This is a genomic window from Actinopolymorpha sp. B11F2 (genome assembly GCF_040195635.1).
Lineage (GTDB): Bacteria > Actinomycetota > Actinomycetes > Propionibacteriales > Actinopolymorphaceae > Thermasporomyces.
The window spans coordinates 49073-68356 of sequence record NZ_JBEFTX010000017.1 but is presented as its reverse complement, the minus strand read 5'-3'; the positions used below and the strand labels follow the sequence as shown (position 1 = coordinate 68356).

16 protein-coding genes and 1 riboswitch are annotated in these 19284 nt (G+C 68.7%); of the genes, 6 read left to right on the top strand and 10 right to left on the bottom strand.

Translation table 11 applies throughout. The features are described from left to right. Nucleotides 1–354: an ArsR/SmtB family transcription factor gene (locus ABN034_RS26205; RefSeq protein WP_349693633.1), complete on the bottom strand. Its 354-nt coding sequence runs from the start codon at nucleotides 352–354 to the stop codon at nucleotides 1–3. Between the two features lie 127 nt (nucleotides 355–481). Beyond that, nucleotides 482–1105, bottom strand: coding sequence for a GNAT family N-acetyltransferase (locus ABN034_RS26200; protein WP_349693632.1), 624 nt, complete (start codon nucleotides 1103–1105; stop codon nucleotides 482–484). 7 nt (nucleotides 1106–1112) lie between these two features. Next, a riboswitch (SAM riboswitch) is annotated at nucleotides 1113–1201 on the bottom strand. Between the two features lie 153 nt (nucleotides 1202–1354). Between ABN034_RS26200 and ABN034_RS26195 the strand changes: the two genes are divergently transcribed. Next, a complete protein-coding gene (locus tag ABN034_RS26195; RefSeq protein WP_349693631.1) occupies nucleotides 1355–1714 on the top strand; it encodes a hypothetical protein in 360 nt (119 codons plus the stop codon). 42 nt (nucleotides 1715–1756) lie between these two features. Here ABN034_RS26195 and ABN034_RS26190 read toward each other — a convergent pair whose 3' ends face one another. Next, on the bottom strand, nucleotides 1757–2878 hold the full coding sequence (locus ABN034_RS26190) for a GntR family transcriptional regulator (protein WP_349693630.1): 1122 nt from the start codon (nucleotides 2876–2878) through the stop codon (nucleotides 1757–1759). Between the two features lie 352 nt (nucleotides 2879–3230). On the opposite strand from ABN034_RS26190, the gene ABN034_RS26185 reads away from it, so the two are divergent. Continuing rightward, entirely contained in the window at nucleotides 3231–4427 is a 1197-nt protein-coding gene (locus ABN034_RS26185; protein ID WP_349693629.1) for a glycoside hydrolase family 76 protein, read from the top strand. A 553-nt stretch (nucleotides 4428–4980) separates the two neighbouring features. On the opposite strand, the gene ABN034_RS26180 is transcribed toward ABN034_RS26185, so the two are convergent. After that, nucleotides 4981–6375 (bottom strand): HNH endonuclease signature motif containing protein, encoded by a 1395-nt coding sequence (locus ABN034_RS26180; RefSeq protein WP_349693628.1) that lies wholly within the window; start codon nucleotides 6373–6375, stop codon nucleotides 4981–4983. Between the two features lie 194 nt (nucleotides 6376–6569). Continuing rightward, nucleotides 6570–7709 carry an ROK family transcriptional regulator gene (locus ABN034_RS26175; protein WP_349693627.1) on the bottom strand — a complete coding sequence of 380 codons (1140 nt, stop codon included), beginning with the start codon at nucleotides 7707–7709 and terminating at the stop codon, nucleotides 6570–6572. A gap of 116 nt (nucleotides 7710–7825) precedes the next feature. On the opposite strand from ABN034_RS26175, the gene ABN034_RS26170 reads away from it, so the two are divergent. After that, nucleotides 7826–9088 (top strand): YbiU family protein, encoded by a 1263-nt coding sequence (locus ABN034_RS26170; protein ID WP_349693626.1) that lies wholly within the window; start codon nucleotides 7826–7828, stop codon nucleotides 9086–9088. 68 nt (nucleotides 9089–9156) lie between these two features. Here ABN034_RS26170 and ABN034_RS26165 read toward each other — a convergent pair whose 3' ends face one another. Genes ABN034_RS26165 through ABN034_RS26155 form a run of 3 tightly spaced genes read right to left on the bottom strand, consistent with a single transcriptional unit; the run spans nucleotide 9157 to nucleotide 13164 of the window. Then, nucleotides 9157–10953, bottom strand: coding sequence for an ABC transporter ATP-binding protein (locus ABN034_RS26165; RefSeq protein WP_349693625.1), 1797 nt, complete (start codon nucleotides 10951–10953; stop codon nucleotides 9157–9159). Continuing rightward, the gene (locus tag ABN034_RS26160; RefSeq protein ID WP_349693624.1) at nucleotides 10950–12788 is read right to left on the bottom strand and encodes an ABC transporter ATP-binding protein; all 1839 of its coding nucleotides are present in this window, start codon (nucleotides 12786–12788) and stop codon (nucleotides 10950–10952) included. Before ABN034_RS26160 ends, ABN034_RS26165 begins: the two co-directional genes overlap by 4 nt. 1 nt (nucleotide 12789) lies before the next feature. Further along, nucleotides 12790–13164: a VOC family protein gene (locus ABN034_RS26155; RefSeq protein WP_349693623.1), complete on the bottom strand. Its 375-nt coding sequence runs from the start codon at nucleotides 13162–13164 to the stop codon at nucleotides 12790–12792. Nucleotides 13165–13233: 69 nt separating this feature from the next. Here ABN034_RS26155 and ABN034_RS26150 point away from each other — a divergent pair, with 69 nt between their 5' ends. Next, on the top strand, nucleotides 13234–14415 hold the full coding sequence (locus ABN034_RS26150) for an ArsR/SmtB family transcription factor (RefSeq protein WP_349693622.1): 1182 nt from the start codon (nucleotides 13234–13236) through the stop codon (nucleotides 14413–14415). Nucleotides 14416–14500: 85 nt separating this feature from the next. On the opposite strand, the gene ABN034_RS26145 is transcribed toward ABN034_RS26150, so the two are convergent. Both ABN034_RS26145 and ABN034_RS26140 read right to left on the bottom strand, forming a co-directional pair. After that, nucleotides 14501–15190 (bottom strand): response regulator, encoded by a 690-nt coding sequence (locus ABN034_RS26145; RefSeq protein WP_349693621.1) that lies wholly within the window; start codon nucleotides 15188–15190, stop codon nucleotides 14501–14503. Then, nucleotides 15187–16350, bottom strand: coding sequence for a sensor histidine kinase (locus ABN034_RS26140; RefSeq protein ID WP_349693620.1), 1164 nt, complete (start codon nucleotides 16348–16350; stop codon nucleotides 15187–15189). Before ABN034_RS26140 ends, ABN034_RS26145 begins: the two co-directional genes overlap by 4 nt. 119 nt (nucleotides 16351–16469) lie before the next feature. Between ABN034_RS26140 and ABN034_RS26135 the strand changes: the two genes are divergently transcribed. Further along, complete coding sequence (locus ABN034_RS26135) at nucleotides 16470–17498, top strand: DUF418 domain-containing protein (protein ID WP_349693619.1); 1029 nt, start codon at nucleotides 16470–16472, stop codon at nucleotides 17496–17498. Nucleotides 17499–17664: 166 nt separating this feature from the next. Beyond that, entirely contained in the window at nucleotides 17665–19239 is a 1575-nt protein-coding gene (locus tag ABN034_RS26130; protein ID WP_349693618.1) for an ABC transporter substrate-binding protein, read from the top strand. Nucleotides 19240–19284: the final 45 nt, after the last annotated feature.

Sequence of the window (19284 nt, the reverse complement as noted above, 5' to 3'; positions counted from 1 at the left end):
CTACTCCTCCTGCCCTGCCTGCTCTAGAGCCTGCTTCAGGTCCTGCACGTATGCGTCCAGCCGGTCGAAGCTCTCGCTCCAGAAGCGCTCGAACCCACCGGTCCACTCGTGGACCGGCCGCAGCCCGCGGGCGTCAAGGCCGTACAGGCGCTGCTTGCCTGCCTTGCGGTCCCGCACCAGCCCGACCTCCCGGAGCACCCGCAGGTGTTTGGATGCGCGCGGCTGGGTCATCCCCAGCTCCCGGGCCAACTCGGTCACCGGCCGCTCACCCGCCCGCAGCAGCACCAGGATCTCCCGGCGCCGCGGCTCGGCGATCGCGTTGAAGACGTCCGAGGTCGTCGCGGCTCGTGCCATGGCCGCCATCATATGCCCATATCGGCATGCGTCAAGTCGAGACAGGGAGATCCAGCGTGTACCCGGGAAGTCCCTCGCGGAGAGGTGACGCCGTACTCCGCATAGACGTCAAGGCTCTCCTCAGGCTCTATTGAATGCTCACGCCCCCGACCCGCGCGCCGAGTGCCGACTTGACGGACGGCCATTCGGTCGCCACGACAGAGAACATGGCCGAGTCGCGCAACGCCCCCGCCTCTCCAGGCGCCCACGAGGCCGACCAACTGCGCAACACCCCCTCGAAGCGCGCCCCGAGCCCCTCGATCGCCCGCCGCGAACGTTCGTTGCGGGCGTCCGTCTTGAGGTCGACACGGGCCACCCCCAGCGTCTCGAACGCATACGTGAAGAGCAGCAACTTTGCTTCGGCATTGATCCCCGTGCCCTGCGCCGACGCCGCAAGCCAGGTCCAGCCGATTTCGATGGCGCGCAGGTCCTGCCGGCCCGGCCACGTTCGCGGGTTCCAGAGGGCTGTGCACCCCACGGCCATACCGTCCCGCTGCCGGACCTGCGCGAAGGGCGTCAGTCCCTCGCTCCTGCGAGCGAACTGGGTCGCCAGGTACTCCTTCACCTCGGCACCGCGGGGAACCACGGTGAAGCCGTAGGTGCGGCGATCTTCCTCCGCGGCCCGCGCCAGATCCGACGCGTGGGCCATCGCCAGTGGCTCCAGCCGTACGAACGATCCATGGAGTACGGGCACATCGAGCCATGCGCTCATGAGCGCCTCCTCATCGTTCCTGGCATTGGCACCTTGCCGTAGGGCAGGTTGCCGGACCGTCACTGGGCCAGGTCCCTCGGATCCTCTGGATGAATCTCGGTCAGGGGATCATGCCTCGGCGTAGGGACGGCGGTCAACGTCGGCGGCCACCGAACCGGCGAACTGCCGCGAACACCGATGAATCCGCGCCACGATCGTGGTCTGCACCTGCGTCACCCGCGGAATCGGCGGTCCGGCAAACGAATGAGGATGACTGAGGAGGTCCCGATCATGGGCAAGGTGATCGTGGGGGCGACAGTCTCCGTCGACGGGTTCATCGCGGATGAGAACGACAATGTGGGCCCGCTGTTCGAGTGGTACGGAAACGGCGACGTGGCGACAACCATGGGAGATCCGGACCGGCTTTTCCATGTGAGCGCCGCCAGCGCCGAGTACATTCGTTCGACCTCGGGCAATGTTCGCGCGGCGGTGATCGGTCGGCACCTGTTCGACATCACGAACGGATGGCACGGCGTACCCGCGGCGCCGCCCCAACAATTGCTGGAGAACCCGCGGACCATCGAAGGGGATCGCGTCCTACACCTCATCTACGCCATCCGTACGTCCTGACAGGCCGACGAACGCCTACTGTCGCGGGGTTCTTTCCAGCCTTCACGTGGTCGGATCGACAAGGGTGAACGGTACGACCGACCTGAGCGGCACGTCGTCGCCGCCCAGCTGGGCGTGGAGAAGGTCGACGGCGCGGCGGCCCATCTCCTGCTGGTCCTGCTTGATGTAGACGAAGGTGCCGGAATCAGTCGGCGATTCCAGCGAGTCGAAGCAGGCGATCATCCGACGGTCGGGATCCCCTTCACCCGCGTGCTCGAGAACCTGTCGCAGCAGGACGGCGATGTTGTACTCGCAGGCCACGAAGCCGGTGATGCCTGGTTCGCGTTTCAGGAAAGCGCGCAGAGCCTCGCGGTCGGCGCTCGCCATGTCCGCTGACCGCGACCCCGGCAGTGTGCTGTGGAATTCGGTGAAACAGCGTTCGGCGTCTGGTGGGTATCCGCGCTCGCGCAGGACGTCACGGTATCCCTGCATCCGTTCCTCGATGCTGGAGGTGTTCTCGACCGGTGGCGACAGGAAGGCGACCTGCTCGTGTCCCTGGTCGAGCACGCGGGAGGTGAGGGCACGAGCCGCGGCTGCGTTGTCGGTGAAGACCGAGCATGCCGGGATCCCACGAAGGTACCGGTCGACCAGGACGAGCGGAGAGCGGTCGAGCACGAGCCGCACCAGGCTTGCGTTGTAGAACTCCCCGTGGACAGGGAAGACGATCAGTCCGTCCGCGACGCCACCGACGAGGGCATCGATCGCCTGCTCCTCGACCTGCTGGCTGTCCCGGGTCCGCCGGACGATCAGGTGGTAGCCGAGTTCTGCGCACCGCTCCTCGATCGCACACAGGAGTTCCAGACCGTACGCCTCAGAGGCGTCGGGAAGCACCAGGGCGAGGCAGCCGGTGCTCGGTGGCCGCTCACGTGGTCGAGCACCAGCGTGGCGTACGGCGTCGACGCGGCCGACGTCATCGGTCACGAACGACCCCATGCCGCGCCTGCGGTCGACCACACCGGCTTCGGCGAGCATGCGAAGCGCCCGCTTGGAGGTGATGCGGCTGACGCCGAACTGCTCCGCCAGCTCCTTCTCGGACGGGACCCGCTCCCCAGGTTTGAGAGTCTCGGTGCGGATCTGGTGGAGGACGTAGTCGTAGACCCGCTCGTAGAGGAATGGATCGGGCACGCGTCCTCCGGAGGGGTGACTGGGCAGATCTATACCATCTTGCGACCATGCGCATACTATCCTGCGACCACCGCACTAGTGAACGTCTCACGTGGCCAACCCTTCCTAGCGTCACAGCAGTCCTGGCTGCCTCGCCCGCGCCATCGCGCGACCACACCGCGACCACGAAGCCGCCCGGAAACGGACATGTCATCTCATTGACATGTTGATATATCGAGAGCACCTTGGGTCTCGGTTGCCCTGTGAGTGATGGCGTTCCGGGTGCCTGAGCTCGGAACGCCATCACGCAGGACAGGCGCCGACGTGTCGACCGAGCGGCTCACGGGGACCGCCGAATCACCGGGAGGACCTCGTGAAGCATCACTTTTCAGCGCCGTCACGCCGTGCCGTGCTGGTCGGCGGTCTCGCGGCCACCGCAGGGTGGGGACTCGCAACGACCGCATCGACCGCACACGCGGCGCAGGTGCCGTCGCAGGCGTTGACGAAGTACGCGCGACGCGCCAGGGAAAGCTACGCCGCGCTGCAGCGCTACTTCTACGACCCGCAGACGTCGTTCTACCTCGAGGAGTACCCCCACACGGGCGGCAACCCGTGGTCGTACGTCTGGCCGTTCTCGCAGGCGATGATCGCGACCCAGGACATGGCCGGACTGCCGGAGATCGGCAAGCGCTACACCGACGACGTAGCTGACCGCTACACGGCTCTCGAGGCCTACTGGAACGCCGAGACCGACCCGCCTGGGTACGACTCCTACCTGCGACCGCCGGCCGGGCATGGCGGCGACAAGTTCTACGACGACAACGAGTGGAACGCCCTGGGGTTCATCCAGCGCCACTACATGACTTCTGGCGGAGACGCCGCCGCGCTGCGCCGGGCCGCCGAGATCTTCGACCTCGTGGTGTTCGGCTGGGACACGGACCCGAGCCATCCCTGCCCGGGTGGCGTCTTCTGGACACAGGCTCCCTGGAGCAACGACCGCAACACCGTCTCGAACGCGCCGGGTGCCGAGGTCGGACTGCACCTCTACCTCGCGACGAAGGACGACCACTACCTCGACTGGTCGATCCGGATGTACGAATGGGTGCGGACGTACATGCTCGCGCCGAACGGCCTCTACTGGGACCACGTCGACCTCGCCGGGAACATCGAGAAGACGCAGTGGTCGTACAACCAGGGCACGATGATCGGCGCCGGCGTCCTTCTCCATCGCGCGACGGGCGAGCAGAAGTATCTCGACCACGCGCGCGACACCGCGGCCAAGGCGCTCGCCTTCCTCGCCGAGAACGAGCGCTACTTCGACCAGCCGGCGAGGTTCCACGCGATCTTCTTCGCCAACCTGCTGCAGCTGTCGGCGGTCGAGCCGCACCCCTCGTACCGCAAGGCAATGGAGTGGTACGCCGACCAGTCGTACGCACGGTTCCGCGACCACACGACCGGCCTGTACCGCTTCACCGGCGACAACCCCGTGACGCTGCTGGAGCAGTCCGGCATGATCCGCATCGAGGCCATGCTCGGGTGGCACACTTCGCAGTACCCCCGGCTTACCTGAGCCGGTCGCGTTGCTCGCAGGCCCGCCTGGGAACAGTTCCGCGTTCGTGGGTTTCAGTGCTGAGCCGGGCCTGACGCCGGGCTCGACATCGCGTCGCTCGGTGTCAGTCCGCTCCGCCCCCTTGTGAGCGTGCGGCTTGATCGCGCGTACGGCAGCGAGTTTGGGACGGGTCGCGTCGATGGTTTTGATCCGCTCGAGGTACGCATCGACCAGGCTGGCAGAGGTGAGCTGCTTCGTCGCCAGAGCCCGCTGCAACGTGGCGAGACACGTGCGTTGCAACCGGGGCGGAAAGCCTGGTGCGGTTTGAGTCTGGTCCTTCTCTGCCGTAGGTGGGCGTCCGCATGGGTTTGAGCGTCGCTTCGACCGGACGTGTGTGACGACAACTGGGACGGTCGTCGGGGAGGAACGAAGGGCCCCGCATCGTCGGCGACTCGGACGCCCGGCTGGGTCGGGGACTTGCCATCGGCGGCGGCGCGGTGTTCTTCCTGATCGGGCTGGGGATCGTGTCCGCAGCGTTCCTGATCGGATGATCGTGCTGATCAAACGGTGTCGGTCATTCGCCAGGTGGTGGTTCGGGTTGGATGGTGTAGGTGTGGCCAAGCGGGCTTTGTGCGGTGAGCTCGCCGGGACTGTTCTGGGTCCAGAACCAGCCGGCTTCGTGTTTGGCCCTGTGGTGTCGTCGGCATAGTGGGGCGAGGTTGCAGGCGCACGATGGTCCACCTAACCGGTGCTCGACCACGTGATCGAGGTCGCAGGAAACGGCAGGTCTGGAACACCCCGGATGAGTGCAGACCCGATGCCTCGCCTGAACAAGTCTGCGCTGGGTAGCGGTCGGTCTATATCGCCGACTGCTGGCCTGGTGGAAGACGACCTTCCCGTCGATGGTGACCGTGCGGCAGTACTCGAACCCACCCGCGGCGGCGTTCTTGATCTCACCGATCACCTGGGGTGAGACCGCACCCAACCCGGCAAGCTCACCCGCCTTGTCACCAAGACCAAGCCAGGTTTCCAGATCCGCGACCAGCTCCACCTTCGCCACCAGGGCTTCGTCACCGGTCTCGACGTACTGGCCGCCGTCACCCGGGTCGTCCCAGCTGTTCTCGGCGTCAGCGCGGCTGTGAGCAGGAGACTCCCCGACATCGGCAGCGGCGTCGGCGTGTGGTGGGGTGGGTTGGCGGCCGCGGAGCAGGTCCAGCAACACGTCGGCTTCGATCTGCGCCAAGGTCCGCACATCACCGGCGGTCTTGATCCGCTTGGCCGTGGTCTTGATGAACACCTGTGCCGCCGCCGTACCGGCAAGCGGTAGGTCCAGGCCGTAGATACTGCCCGTCCCATCCACACCCGCACCGAACCGGATCCGCCTGCCCTGCTGCGCCTCCCTACGCCGCTCCTCGGCACCGTCGGGGTCGAGTTCGAGCACCTTGCGCCGTAACCGGCGCACCAGCTGCGCCCGCGTCAACCCGATCCCCGCGGCGGCATCGGCGGCCAGAATGAAATCCTCCGCCTGTGCGGCAAGCTCAGGTGCCAGGCAGCAGGTTTCCTCGGAGATCGCCCGCGTCTTGGCCAGGCTGATCCGACCAGTGGTAAGCGCAGCGCGGGTGGCGGGCAGTCGTTCGGTCAACTCGAACGCGAACGACAACTCACGATCCGCGCACCGCGGCGACAACCCAAGAGCCGCACCCACCTCAGCCGAAGCGAACTCGCCGAAACACCGGTTCAACTCCGGCGGCGAATCAGGTGTGCACGCAGGTGACCGCGCCACATGCGCCATCGACTCATAGAACCGCGCCGCCACCCACGACGCCTGCCGTTCCCACGCCTGCAAGACAATCACCCGGGCGTGACCATTCACCGCGGCGGTGTCGATCCCCGCCAACACCGCACCAAGCTCAGCGCCCGGTGCAGCCGAAGCCAGCACCGAGAAGTCCACACCCCCGTGGTCGAACATACGGACGATTCTAACAGTACGTGATCACTGTCGCATCTCTCGAAGCCCTTATATATAAGGAACATCTTCCCCGTACGGGCCCTCGTCACACCCGTACCTACCGAGCCGTCACAGCGTCGAGAAGGCGTACTGCTGCCTCGCGCTCTCCACGCGGTCCGCCACCCGACCCACAAAATGGCGTTGCCCGCGTGCGCTCAGGCGTTCTGGAACAGCAGTTCCCGGGCGTGGTCGAGCGCGCGGTGGACGGCACCGGCAAGCGGGGCCTGTCCCGCCATCGCGGCACGCTCGACCCGTACCGGCGTCGGCGTGTAACCGGCGACGGCTGCGCGGACGGGCCCGATCAGGCCGGGATGGCTGCCGATCGGTCCGCCGAGGAGGACGAGCTCCGGATTGACCACCGCACAGATGACCGCGACGACGCGGGCAACCGCGTCGTGTACCCGACCCGCATCCTTGGTGCCGGCGTCGAGCGCGGAGAGGATCCGGTCGACGTCGAGCGTCGTTGCCGGACGTTGCGTGAAGCCGAGCCGGTCGAACACGCCGACGAGGGTCTGCCCGGACGGGCTGATGTCGGGCAGGTAGCCGATCTCACCGGCAAGGCCATTCGCGCCGCGGACCAGGTTGTCGCGGACGTACAGGCTCATGCCGAGACCGGCCCCGAGATAGACGTACGCAACACTCTCGGCCGCACCGGCGTCGCCGTCCCGACGCTCGGCCAGGACCGCCAGGTTGACGTCGTTGTCGACAAGGAGGGGCGCGTCCGTCAGCTTGTCGAACACCTGACGCGGGTCGAGCAGACCCTCCGGAAACGGCGACCCCGAGAGAGCGATGATCTCGTGATTCGCCGGGTCGACCGGATTGGCGACGGACATGGCGATCGCGCGGAGCGGCCCGGGTGTGGCAAGAGCGTCCTTGGTGGCCTTGCGGAGGCGGCGGACGAGGCCGCGGACGTCCCCGCCCGGCACCGGGGGGTAACTGCGGTCGGCGATCGTGCCTCCCGCAAGGTCCGCGCACCGGGCCAGGACGCCTTCCTGGCTGACCTGCAGGCCGAGAACCCATCCTGCGGTAGGCGACAGTTCGTAATAGGTCGCGACCCGCCCCGGCCGGCCGCTCTGCACGCCGGTCTCCTCCAGGAGATCCGCTGCCTCCAGACGGCGTACGGACTCAGAGATCGTCGGCTTCGAGATGCCGGTGCGCCGGGAAAGCTCGACGCGGGTGACCCGTCCGCCGGTGAACACGTGGTCCATGACAGTGCGGTCCGTCACCTGGCGCAGCATCGCCAGGCGGGGCAGATCGCGCTCTTCACGCCGCCCTGGCGTCGGTGGGCTCGTCATCTCACCTCTTGCGGGAGCCGATCCGTCACGGTTAACCTCAGCAGAGTTAGTAAGCAAACCTTACCAACCTGGACCAGCTCGGCAAGACCAACTCGGCATGGAGGTGGGAGCCGACCATGACCACCACGAAGACGACCGGCGGGGCCACGCAACCGCCGGTCGACATACCTGCCGCGATCGCGCGTACGAAAGCGGACCTGCGGCGCAGGATCGGCGACTACGCCGGGGTTTTCGGCGAGGTCGAGGACGCCATGCGGGCGGAGGTGGCGGCCGTGGTCGCCACGCGCGAAGCCGGCGACGAGGTGTGGCCCACCGTGCAGTACGCCGACATCGCCCACCAGGCCGTCCCTGCCGACACCATCGAGGCCGTACGCAGACGAGGCTGCGCGGTGGTGCGCGGGACGTTCGAACGGGAGCGGGCCGAGGCGTGGGACCAGCAGCTGGTCAGCTATGTCGAGGCCAACAACTTCGCCGAGACCTACCGCTGGATCGACGACGGCGTGTTCGGCGGCCTGGCCGCGGGAGTGCCGCCGATCTTTCCGATCTACTGGTCCAGGCCGCAGATGGAGGCGCGCGAGGACCCGCACATGGTCGCCACCCGGAGTTTCCTCAACGGCTTCTGGAAGCACGAGTCCGAAGGACGCGTGTGGTTCGATCCCCACCTGGACACGGCCTACCCCGACCGGGTGCGTCGCCGACCACCCGGCACCACGTCCGATGGGCTCTCACCCCACACCGACTCCGGTTCCGTCGAACGCTGGTTGCTCCCCGCCTACCAGAACGTCTTCCGGCACGTCTTCGACGGCGACTGGCGCTCCTACGATCCCTGGGACGGCGCCTATCGCACCGAGGTGAACGAGTTTCCCTCCACCGTCATGTGCTCGGCCTTCCGTACCTTCCAGGGTTGGACCGCCCTGGCCGACATGGAGCCCAGCGAAGGCGTGCTGCACGTCGTTCCGATCCCCCACGCGATGGTCTACCTCCTCCTCCGCGCCCTCCAGGACGACATCGCCGACGACGACCTCTGCGGCGCTGTCAACGGGCAGGCACTGCCGATCACCGAGCAGTACCACGCGGTTCTCCTGCCAGCCTTGACGCCCATCCCGGCCGTGCGGCCTGGCGACACCGTCTGGTGGCACGGTGACATGATCCACGCCGTCGGTCCGGTCCAGGACCAGAACGGGTGGGGAAACGTCATGTACATCCCCGCCTCGCCGTGGTGCCGGAAGAACATGGAGTACGCCACCCGGTGTGGCCAGGACTTCCTTGCCGGTAAGAGTCCGTCCGACTTCGCCGCCGAGGACTACGAGGTCAGCTGGACCGGACGTCCGACGATCGACGACCTGAGCGCTGTGGGGCGCAGGCAGCTCGGCCTCTGACCGACAACGCCGGCCGCTGGACGCACCTCTCGGTCGGGCGAAGGGTCGTGCGGGCATTGGCGCGAGCGTCAGCGGTACGCCTTGGCCTGGATGCCGTAGAGCTCGGCGTACGTACCGCCAGCGGCCATCAGGTCCTCGTGAGATCCGACCTCGACGAGTCGGGATCCCTGCAGGACAAGGATGAGGTCGGCCATCCGTACGGTCGAGAACCGGTGCGAGACGAGAACGGTGATCCGGCCGGCACCGGCGCCACTGCGCGCCTGCCGGGCGAAGCTCTCGAAGAGCGCGTGCTCGGTCTCCGCGTCGAGCGCGGCCGTGGGCTCGTCGAGCACCTGGAGCAGGGTGCCGTCCCGCATGAAGCCGCGCGCCAGCGCGACCTTCTGCCACTGCCCGAACGAAAGGTCGACGCCGTCGTCCCAGGTGGGTCCGAGCTGGGTGTCGAGACCGTCCCGTAGGCGGGCAACGACGTCGTCCGCTCCGGCCCGGTGTACGGCGTCCTTCACCGCCTGACGGTCGTCCACGCGCGGGAGATCACCCACACCGATCGAGTGGCGGGCGGGGAACTCGAAGGTGAAGAAGTCCTGGTAGGCGCCGGCCATCCGCGCTCGCCATTCCGAGGCGGGCAGCCGCCGCAGGTCGACCCCGTCGACGGTGATGTGACCGCTCGCGGGTTCGTAGAACCGCGACAGCAGCTTCATCAGCGTCGACTTGCCCGCTCCGTTGTCGCCCACGACAGCGATCACCGAACCCGCCGGCAACGTGACGCTGACGTCCTCCAACGCCCACCGGTCCGTGCCGGGATAGCGGAAAGACACGTGGTCGAGGACGATGCCGTCGCAAAGCCGATCCGGTACGACGCCGTCCGCGGTGTCGCGATGCGCGTTCGCATAGGACTCGAGCCAGACCAGTCGCTGCGACGCGTCCAGCCACATGCGTACGAAGTCGGCTTGGCCGGCCGTCATCGCGACGTACTGGGAGAGCCGGCTCCCCGCGGTCACCACCAGCAGGACCTCCCCGGCGGTTCCGGACAGGACGGTCGCGGTCGCCACGACGGCACCGACGAGCGCGGCGGCGAAGAGGCACCAACTGGCGGCCTGCCACCACGCGGTGTGCCAACGGGTGCGGGCAAGCGGGGCGTACCACGACTCCCACGCCTCGCGACGCCGGCGCACGAGGTCGGCGCCGATCCGGGAGAGGCGGACCTCCTTGCCCGGCGCCTGGGTCGTGCCGAGGGTGAAGAGATGCCGGTGCCGGCGTTCGTACGGCGCCACGTCCTCGTACACCCGCTGGGACACCGCGGATCGGCGGGCGGACACCCACACCGTCGGGAGCGCGAACGCCAGCAGCACCACCATGGCCGGATGGACCGACATCACCAGGCCCAGCGTGATCGCGAGGCGTAATGCGGCACCGAGCATGCTGAACAGCGCGAGGAACATGTGGTCGAGCTGCCAGGCCTGCTCCTTCAACACCGAGAGCCGATCGAGATACTCCGGCCGCTCCTGGTGCTCGATGGTCGGGACCTGCGCCTGCAGCTTCGCGACGTGCCCCTCGAGTGTCGCGCCGACCCTCATCCGGAACGTCCGTTGGATGCGGCCCGCCAACGTCTGCAACGCCCACGATCCGACGCCCGATGCGGCCAAGCCGACGCAGCCGGCAAGGATCTTGCCCTGGCTACCCTGCGAGAATCCATCGGCGAGCAACAGCAGCCAGACCGCGAACAGGCTGTCCGGCACCGCTTCCAGCAGCGCCATCCCGAACGACAGTGCGATCAGCTTCGGTTCGGCTTCGTACGCCAGACGCATCGAACGCCACAGCGTCGGCAGCGTGCGCGGGAGCGCCTGCGGCTCGGTGGTGGCGGTCACGCGTCCTCCCCCTCGGCGAAGCGGGCCGCCTGCAGGTCGAACATCGTCCGGTATCGCCCGCCAGCGGCCATCAGCTCCTCGTGTGAGCCCAACTCGACGACGCGACCGCCTTCGAGCACGCAGATGCGGTCGGCGTGGCGCACGGTCGAGAACCGGTGGGAGACGAGGATCGTCGTCAGCCCTCGGGTGGCCGAGAGGATGCGGTCGAAGACCTCCGCCTCACCGCGTACGTCGAGCTGCGCGGTCGGCTCGTCCAGGATCACCACCCGGGCTCCCTGCGCCACGGCGGCGAGCGCGCGGGCGAGGGCGACGCGCTGCCACTGACCGCCGGAGAGGTCGGTGCCACCTGCGTACTGCTTCGACAGGGCGGTGTCGAGCTCGGCCAGGTCCGCAGCGCCAGCCTGCGCCAAGGCCGTGCGTACGACCTCATCCGGGGCGCCAGATGGTGCGACGTTCTCGCGCAACGTGAGCTGGTAGCGCACGAAGTCCTGAAACGCCGCAGCGATCTGGGCCCGCCACGAGTCGGGCGCGAACGTCCGCAGGTCGATGCCGTCGGCACTCACCGTTCCTGACGTCGGGTCGTAGAGGCGGGCGAGCAACTTCACCAGCGTGGTCTTGCCCGCGCCGTTCTGGCCGACGATCGCGAGCGACGTCCCAGCCTCGATCGTCAGGTCGAGACCGTCGAGGATCGGCCGGGAGTCCGCCCGGTAGGCGAACGACACGTCGTCGAACCGGATCTGTCGGGCCGGCAGCCCTTGTGCGGAAGCGGTTCCCGCCGGCAGGTCGCCAACCTCACGCATGGCCGGCTCCAGCCCGGCGACGACCGGCACCGGACGCGACCCGTCCGCGAGCCACCAGTCGAACTCCAGCGTGGCCAGGGCGCTGACCCCGATCGCCGTCCCCGCGTACGCAACGAGCCGCGACAGGCTGAGGTCACCGCTCGACGCGGCCCGCGCCAGCGCCCACGCGACGATGCCGTTGCCGATCATGAGAACGAGCAGTGTGAGGCTGACCGAACGCTCCTTGAGGCGGGTGGCCTGCAGCGAGATCTCGAGCAGTGCCCTGCGCCGGTCGGTGAACCGGGTCGCCGTCCATTCGGCCAGCCCGAACAGCCTTATTTCCTTGGCCGCCGGGGAGTCCACCGCCATCCGGTACGCGTAGTCGGCGTGCCGCTGGTGCTCCCTCACCTCGTCGGAGCGCCAGTCGCTCCACGCCAAACTGTCGCGCAGCAGGATGTGCGGTGAAAGCCAGACGACGAGCAGGACCAGGCCGGCCCACCAGCGGAACCCACACAGGACGAGCGCCGAGACGATGCCGGCGCCGAAACTGACGAATCCTGACCCGATGTAACCCATGCAGACGGGCAGCGCGGGCGAGGTGATTCCCAGGTCGAAGTCACCGGCGAGGCTGAAGTCACTCGCCAGGTCGGGGTCCTCCAGGTGCGCGATGCCGACCGGACTCACCGCCGCGGTCGCCAGGCGGTCCTGGAGCGCGGCGGCGGTCCGGTCCCCGAGGTTGGTCGCGAGTTCGGTGTGCAACGGGCCGAGAACCTGGAGTAGCGCGAAGAGTGCCCCCACCGCCGCCAGCGGCAGCCCCAACGCGCTGCTTCCCTCGATCGATCGGGCGCCGGCGACCGATCCGACCAGCCAGCCGATGGAGACCGCCAGCGCCGGGGGCAGTGCCGCGCGGACGACGATCAGCGCCCACCACGCGGCGGCCAGCCGGCGGTCCGCCTGCCAGATGGCGCGGAAGAGCAGTTGACACTCGGCCGAGTCACGGAGCCGAGCCCACCACGAGGCCCGGACCGCGCCGGTCGGCTGAGCCGCGACCGCCACCTCAGGAACCCGACGGTGGCAGCGGCGCGCTCAGCGTCAGGCCGTAACCGTCGGGGTCGAGAACCCCGGCCTCCCGGACGCCCCACGGCTGGTCGTTCGGCTCGGTGCTGATCCGGTACCCGGCCGACCTCAGACGCTCGACCATGCCGTCGACGTCGTCGACAGCGAAGTAGCCAAGGTAGTGCGGCGGCGACAGGTCGTGGCGCTGGTGCAGGAGCAGCCACGCACCCTCGGGATCGCCCTTGGTGGGCAGGTGCAGGGCGATGTCGCCTTCGGAGGACCGCCGCTTCAGCCCGAGCGCGTCTTCGTAGAACTGCGCCGATCTCTCCAGGTCGGCGCAGAAGATCACCAGTCCGTCGAACGCCAGAGTGCCCACTGCGGCCTCCTTTCGCCGTACGCCGACGCCACCGTGGCGTGCGAGTTGCGCAATGCGCATAATAGGCACATGAGTGGACCGGTGCCAGATCTCGCCGATGCGCGGCCAGCTCCACTCCTGCGGGTCGCGGAACCGACCCTCGCCGCGACCATGCCGACCGCGATGCTGCTGGTCGACTACGCGCTGGCCTGGAAAGCCATGCCCACGCCGGAGTTGCAGGCCCTGGCAGAGCAGGTGCCGGCCGACATCGTCGAGGAGAGCTGGCCGGTCCGGGCGGCGCTGGCGCACGGCGCCGTCCTGCGCGCGGTACTCCTCCACCACCTTCCTGCCGAGCACGCCGGGCACACCGACTGGCCGTCGCTGCGACGCTGGATCGCCGAGTGGCCGGACGAGTTCGTGCTCGGCCTGATCGACTGGGGCGTGGACTCGGTGATGCACTACGGCAAACCACCGCGCGATCCGGCGCCGACGGCGGCGAGAATCACCTTCCTGTCTGCGCCCTCGCCGGCGATGCGCCGGGACGCTGCCGAGGTCCTTCGCGCGTGGAATGTTCCTAACGCCGCCGAGCGAGCGAACGAGTTGCTCGACGCCACGACGTTTCGATCTGCCCTGCTCAACCTGCTCGACGTCATCTGGGACGGCTGGCTCGACCGGGTCTGGCGCGAGTCACTCGACGCGATGCGTACAGCGGTCGCGTCGACACCCTCCCCGCCGCCGGGCTGCGGCGGCGCGCAGTGGATCAGCATGGTCACCGGGCTGCGGCCCGACGAGCAGTACGCCGCCGCAGCGGAGGCCGCGACCGAGCTGGTCGTGATGCCCTCACCCGGCCTGGGCCGGAGCCTGTCGCTCTTCGCCGACCAGACCACATGGGTGCTCTTCACCCCACACCGCGAACCGCCCTGGTGGTCGACGACCACCCCATCGTCGGGTCGATCCGCTGGTACGACCGTGCGTACGAACGGAGGCGAACGGACCGGCATCTCCGTCGGCCGGCTGGCCGCGTTGGCGCCGACCATGCACGCGCTCGGCGACCGGACCCGGCTGGCCATCACCCTGCACCTGCTCGACAACGGGCCACTCACCATGCAGCAGCTCGCCGACACGCTGGAGGTGCACCAGAGCACGATCTCGCGCCAGGTCACCGCCCTGCGGCGGGCCGGAATGGTCACCGTCCAGGATGACCGGCGCATCGCCGTCGACCGCGACGCGATCCGCCAAACGTGCCAGACCCTGCTCACCGCCCTGGACTGAAAGCCCGGCGCCCGGACCCGCCGATGGCGGCCCACCGTTAGGGGCGGCCGGCGCTAGGGGCGGCCGGCGCTAGGGGCGGCCGGCGCTAGGGGCGGCCGGCGATGCGGTTCTCCCAGGCCCAGGCGGCGATCTCGACGCGGTTGCGTACGCCGAGCTTGGTCTGGATTCCGGAGACGTGACTCTTGACCGTGCTCAGCGAGATGAACAGCTCTGCGGCGATCTCCTGGTTGGTACGTCCTCGGGAGATGGCGCGGACGACCTCGGCCTCTCGTTCGGACAGCGGCTTCCCGGGTGGTGTGCCGGTCGTACCCACTCCGGTCGCTCCGGCTCCGGCCGTCGGTGTGATGGTGCCCGCGAGGTGACGCAGCAACCGGAGGGTGATCGAGGGTGAGATCAGGGCATCCCCGGCGGTCGCGGCCCGGACCGCCTCGACGAGCAGTGCCGGGCCGGCGTCCTTCAGGACGAAGCCGACCGCCCCACCGCGCAACGCCCCGTAGACGTACTCGTCGAGGTCGAAGGTGGTGACCACGACCACCCGCAGCGGTTCGCGTACGTCCGGGCCGGCCAGGGCGCGGGTGACCTCGATGCCGTCGAGTCGGGGCATCCGGATGTCCACAAGGCACACGTCCGGTCGCAGGTGCCGAGCCAGGGCGACCGCCTCGGCACCGTCCGAGGCCTCCGCGACCACTGTGATGTCGGGCTGGTCCTCGAGGATGAGCCGCAGTCCTCCGCGAACCATCGCCTGGTCGTCGGCGAGCAGGACCCGGATGGTCATCGGCGCTCCCCTGCGGGGATCGGCATCGTGGCGCGTACGGACCAGCCGCCGGCCTCCTGCGGTCCGGCGTGGAGCGCGCCGCCCAGGGCCTCGACGCGTTCGCGCATGCCCACCAGGCCATAGCCGCGGCGGAGGTTGCGGCGGGCCGACGCCGGAGCGGCATCGTCGGTGACCTCGACCGTCACCGCGTCCCGGTCCTGGCTGATGCCGACCGTGACCGCATGGGCGTGCCGGGCGTGGCGCGAGATGTTGGTCAGCGACTCCTGGACGACCCGGTAGACGGTGCTTGTCACCTCAGGCGGCCACGCTGCTGCGTCATCGTCATCGTCATCGGGCAGGTGCAGGCGCACGTCGGGCCCGTGGCCGCCGAAACGTCGCACCAGATCGCTGAGCTGCTCGAGTCCGGGCGACATGGCCGGCGCCACGTCGTCGGTGTCGCGGAGCAGACCGACCACGCGGCGCATCGCCGCCAGGGCGTCCGAGCCAGCTGCCTCGATCCCGGCCAGGGAGCCGTCCAGCCGATCCGGATGCTTGCGCGCGACGAGCTGGGCGGCCTGCGCCTGGACCACGATGCCGGTGATGTGGTGGGCGACCACGTCGTGGAGCTCCCGCGCGAGGTCCAGGCGTTCGTCACGTCGTACGTTCTCGGCGATGGCCCGGCGGCGGGCGGCGATCCGCCGGAGGAGCAGCGCGACAGCGAGCGCGGCGAGCCAGGCCGTCAGGTTGAGCACCGTCACGGCCGGGACTCCGGGCGCCGGAAGGGCGGCCACCCCACTACCGGCGACCACGGCGAACCCTCCGGCAGCGACAACGCCGGCGACCCGGGCAGGCAGTGCTCTGACTGCGGAGCCGACGAGGACGGACAGGGCCAGTGCCATGGCAGGGCCGGGTTCGGCGGGCAGCTCGGCCAGCCGGGCGACCAGGATCGCGACCCCTGCGACCGCCAGACCGGCGACCGCCGCCCACGTGCGGTGGCGTCTGCGCAGCAGGGCGGTCACGCACACCACCGCTCCGGCGGCGCACCCGAACTGCCAGTAGCCTCCGCCCCACGTCGTGGCGACGGCGACGGCGGCACCGACAAGCGCCACGGCGAACACCGCCCCGAGCCCGACATCGGCGGCGATCCGGGCCCGCTGGGCCTGCCGGTCCCGAACGTTCACGCCGCTCAGGTTACGAGACCGCCCCGGCCTGCCGAACCGGCCGAAAGTACGACGTTCAGCGCGCGCACCGTACTTCCGACCGGTTCCCCGCCCGAGGCCACGCCCACAGGATGTGGCGCATGATCCTCTCCGGCCGCCCACGACTCGCCGCGCTCGACGTCCTGCGCGGGTTCGCACTGTGCGGAATCCTGCTGGTCAACATCCCGTCCATCGCCCAGATCGACCTACGCCCTTCATCCACCGGCCGCGCCGAGGACTGGATGGGGCTGTTCGTCGTCCACCGCTTCTTCCCGATCTTCTCCCTGCTGTTCGGTATCGGGTTCTCGCTCCTTCTGGACACCGCCGCGGACCGGGTAACTCGCCCACGGGTGGTCCTGTTGCGCCGGCTGCTCGTGTTGCTGGCGTTCGGCCTGATGCACCTGTTGCTGCTGTGGCCGGGCGACATCCTGACTGCCTACGCGCTCGTCGGCCTGCTGGTGCTGCTGCCCTCGACCTGGTTGCCGCGATGGGTTGTGGCCGGTCTCGCCGTCGCGCTCGTCGTCGCCGCCCTGCTCACCGGCGACGGCGGGATCACGCTGGTTCCGGGGCTGTTCCTGGTCGGTTCGACGCTGGTCCGCGCCGGGGTGATCGACCGGGTCGAGCGGTCCATCCAGACGCCCGCTCTGCTCGCGCTGGTCTTCGCGGCAGGGGCCGCACCGGTCCTGTGGTGGCAGGTCGAGACGCAGGCCGCCGACCCGAGCGACTGGGGCACCAGGGTGCTGTCCGCCGTTTCCGGCTTGCTGGTCGCAGGGCTGTACGTCTGTGCCCTGCTGGTCCTGCTCCGGACGCCGCTCCGACCGGCCTTACGGGCCGTGTTCGTACCGCTGGGCCGGATGGCACTGACCAACTATCTGACGGCCACGGTCCTCGTCCTGGCGGCCAGTCGGATCCTCTGGGACGGACAGCCGGAGAGTTGGTCGGTGACGACGATGCTCCTGGTCGCCGGTGCGGTCCTCACCATCCAGTGGCTGTGGTCGACGCTGTGGCTGCGCCGATACCGCCATGGTCCGCTCGAGTGGCTCTGGCGCTGGGCTACCTGGGCCCACCGCCCACCACTTCGCCGGGCAAACACGGCCGCGGCCCGGACTCCGGCGACTGCGGGGCAATGAGGTTTGGCCGGACCCTGACAGGTCCACAAATCGACGCAGTCAAGTGCGAGGTTAATCGTATAACCTCAGGTGTCGTACGTACCTGGAAGACCTCGATCGTTCCAAGCTGTCGGGTCGCCCAAGCCTCGAAGGGCCAGCGGCAGCCTCAACGGACCAGGAGTGGGCGATGGGCAGGAACGGACAGCCGATTGGTGGCAGACTCTCGCGGCGGGACGTGCTCGTCGCCCTGGGTGGTGCAGGCCTGGGAATCGGCCTGATGGGGTGCGAGGTCGTCACCGATCCGAATGCCGGCGGCGGCCCGCAACGCAAGAAGCCGGCGCGAAGGTACAACATCCCCGACAGCGGTGCGAAGCTGCCGACCGGCGAGGTCACGTTCCAGTGGATGGACAGCGGTGACCTGAAGGCGATGTTCGAAGAGCCGTTGTTCCGGGCGTACGAGAAGAAGCACCCCAACATCACGATCGACTACCAGGACTCACCCTGGGAGCGGATCAATGAGGTGGTGCCACTCGGCGTCCGCAACGGCACCGCACCCGACGTGTTCGCGCAGCCGAACAACGTTCCCGTGCAGGTGATGGTGAACGAAGGATGGGTCGCCCCCATCGACGACCTCATCCCGGACTTCGAGACCTGGAAGAAGGGATTCCCGGACAACGCCTTCATCTCGGGCGTGCACATCTTCAACGACCGCACCTACGCCTGGCCGGTGACCTCGAGCAAGCGCTGGGGACACCTGCTGATGTACGACCGGGAGTATCTCGACCAGGCCGGCTACGACCCGGAGAGCCAGCCACTCAGCTGGGACGACTTCCGCGCGGCGGCGAAGAAGGTCACCCAGCAGGGCGGAGGCGACTACTACGGTCTGATGCTCGCCGGTACGGCGATCAGCGGTGTCGCGACCCGCCTGGCCGAGTTGGCCGGGCTCCGCGGCGATGCGGGTTCGGGGATCGACTGGAAGACCGGCGAGTTCACCTTCACGGCTCCGGAGCTTCTCGACGCCTTCGAACTCCTCTTGGCGATCAAGTCCGACGGCAGCATCTTCCCCGGCTTCCTCAGCCTGGCCGACGCCGACTCACGCGCGCGGATGCCCCAGCGGGTCGCGGGCATGATCTTCGACGGTCCGTGGGACATCCCGGAGTGGCCGGCGATCAACCCTGACTACGACTTCGGTGTCGCCATGCCGCCGAGCCCCACCGCGGGTGAGTGGGCGCCGGCGTCGTACCAGGAGGTCGGCTCCAACCAGGCGTTCGTGTTCGCCGACGGCAAGCACAAGGAGATCGCGGGCGACCTGTTCTCCTACATGGGCAGCCTCGAGGGTCAGACGAACATCGTCACTGCGTCCGAGGGCAACCTGAGCTCGTTGATGCCGGAGGCCAACGAGCGGGCCCGGCAGACCAACCTGCTCACCGGCCGCGCCAAGGCAGGTTGGGATGTCGCCAACCGGCTGCTCCACGCCGCACCGATGGTGGCGGTACGCAATCCCGACACCGTCCAGGTGATCCTGGAACAGAAGCCGGTGCAACCAGCGTTGGTCGACATCGCCCAGGGCATCTTCAGTGGCCAGGTCGATGACGTCAAGGCGGCCTTGCGCGACCTGTACGACCGCAGCAACAAGGCACTCGACGACGCGATCGAGGCCGCGCAGGCCAAGGGTGCGGAAGTCTCCCGCGACGACTGGGTGTTCCCCAACTGGGATCCCACGAAGGACTACACCACCGAGATGTACGACGAGTTGGCGTGAGCGACGTGCGGCGCGTGAGCGGCGTGCGGCGCGTGAGCGGCGTGC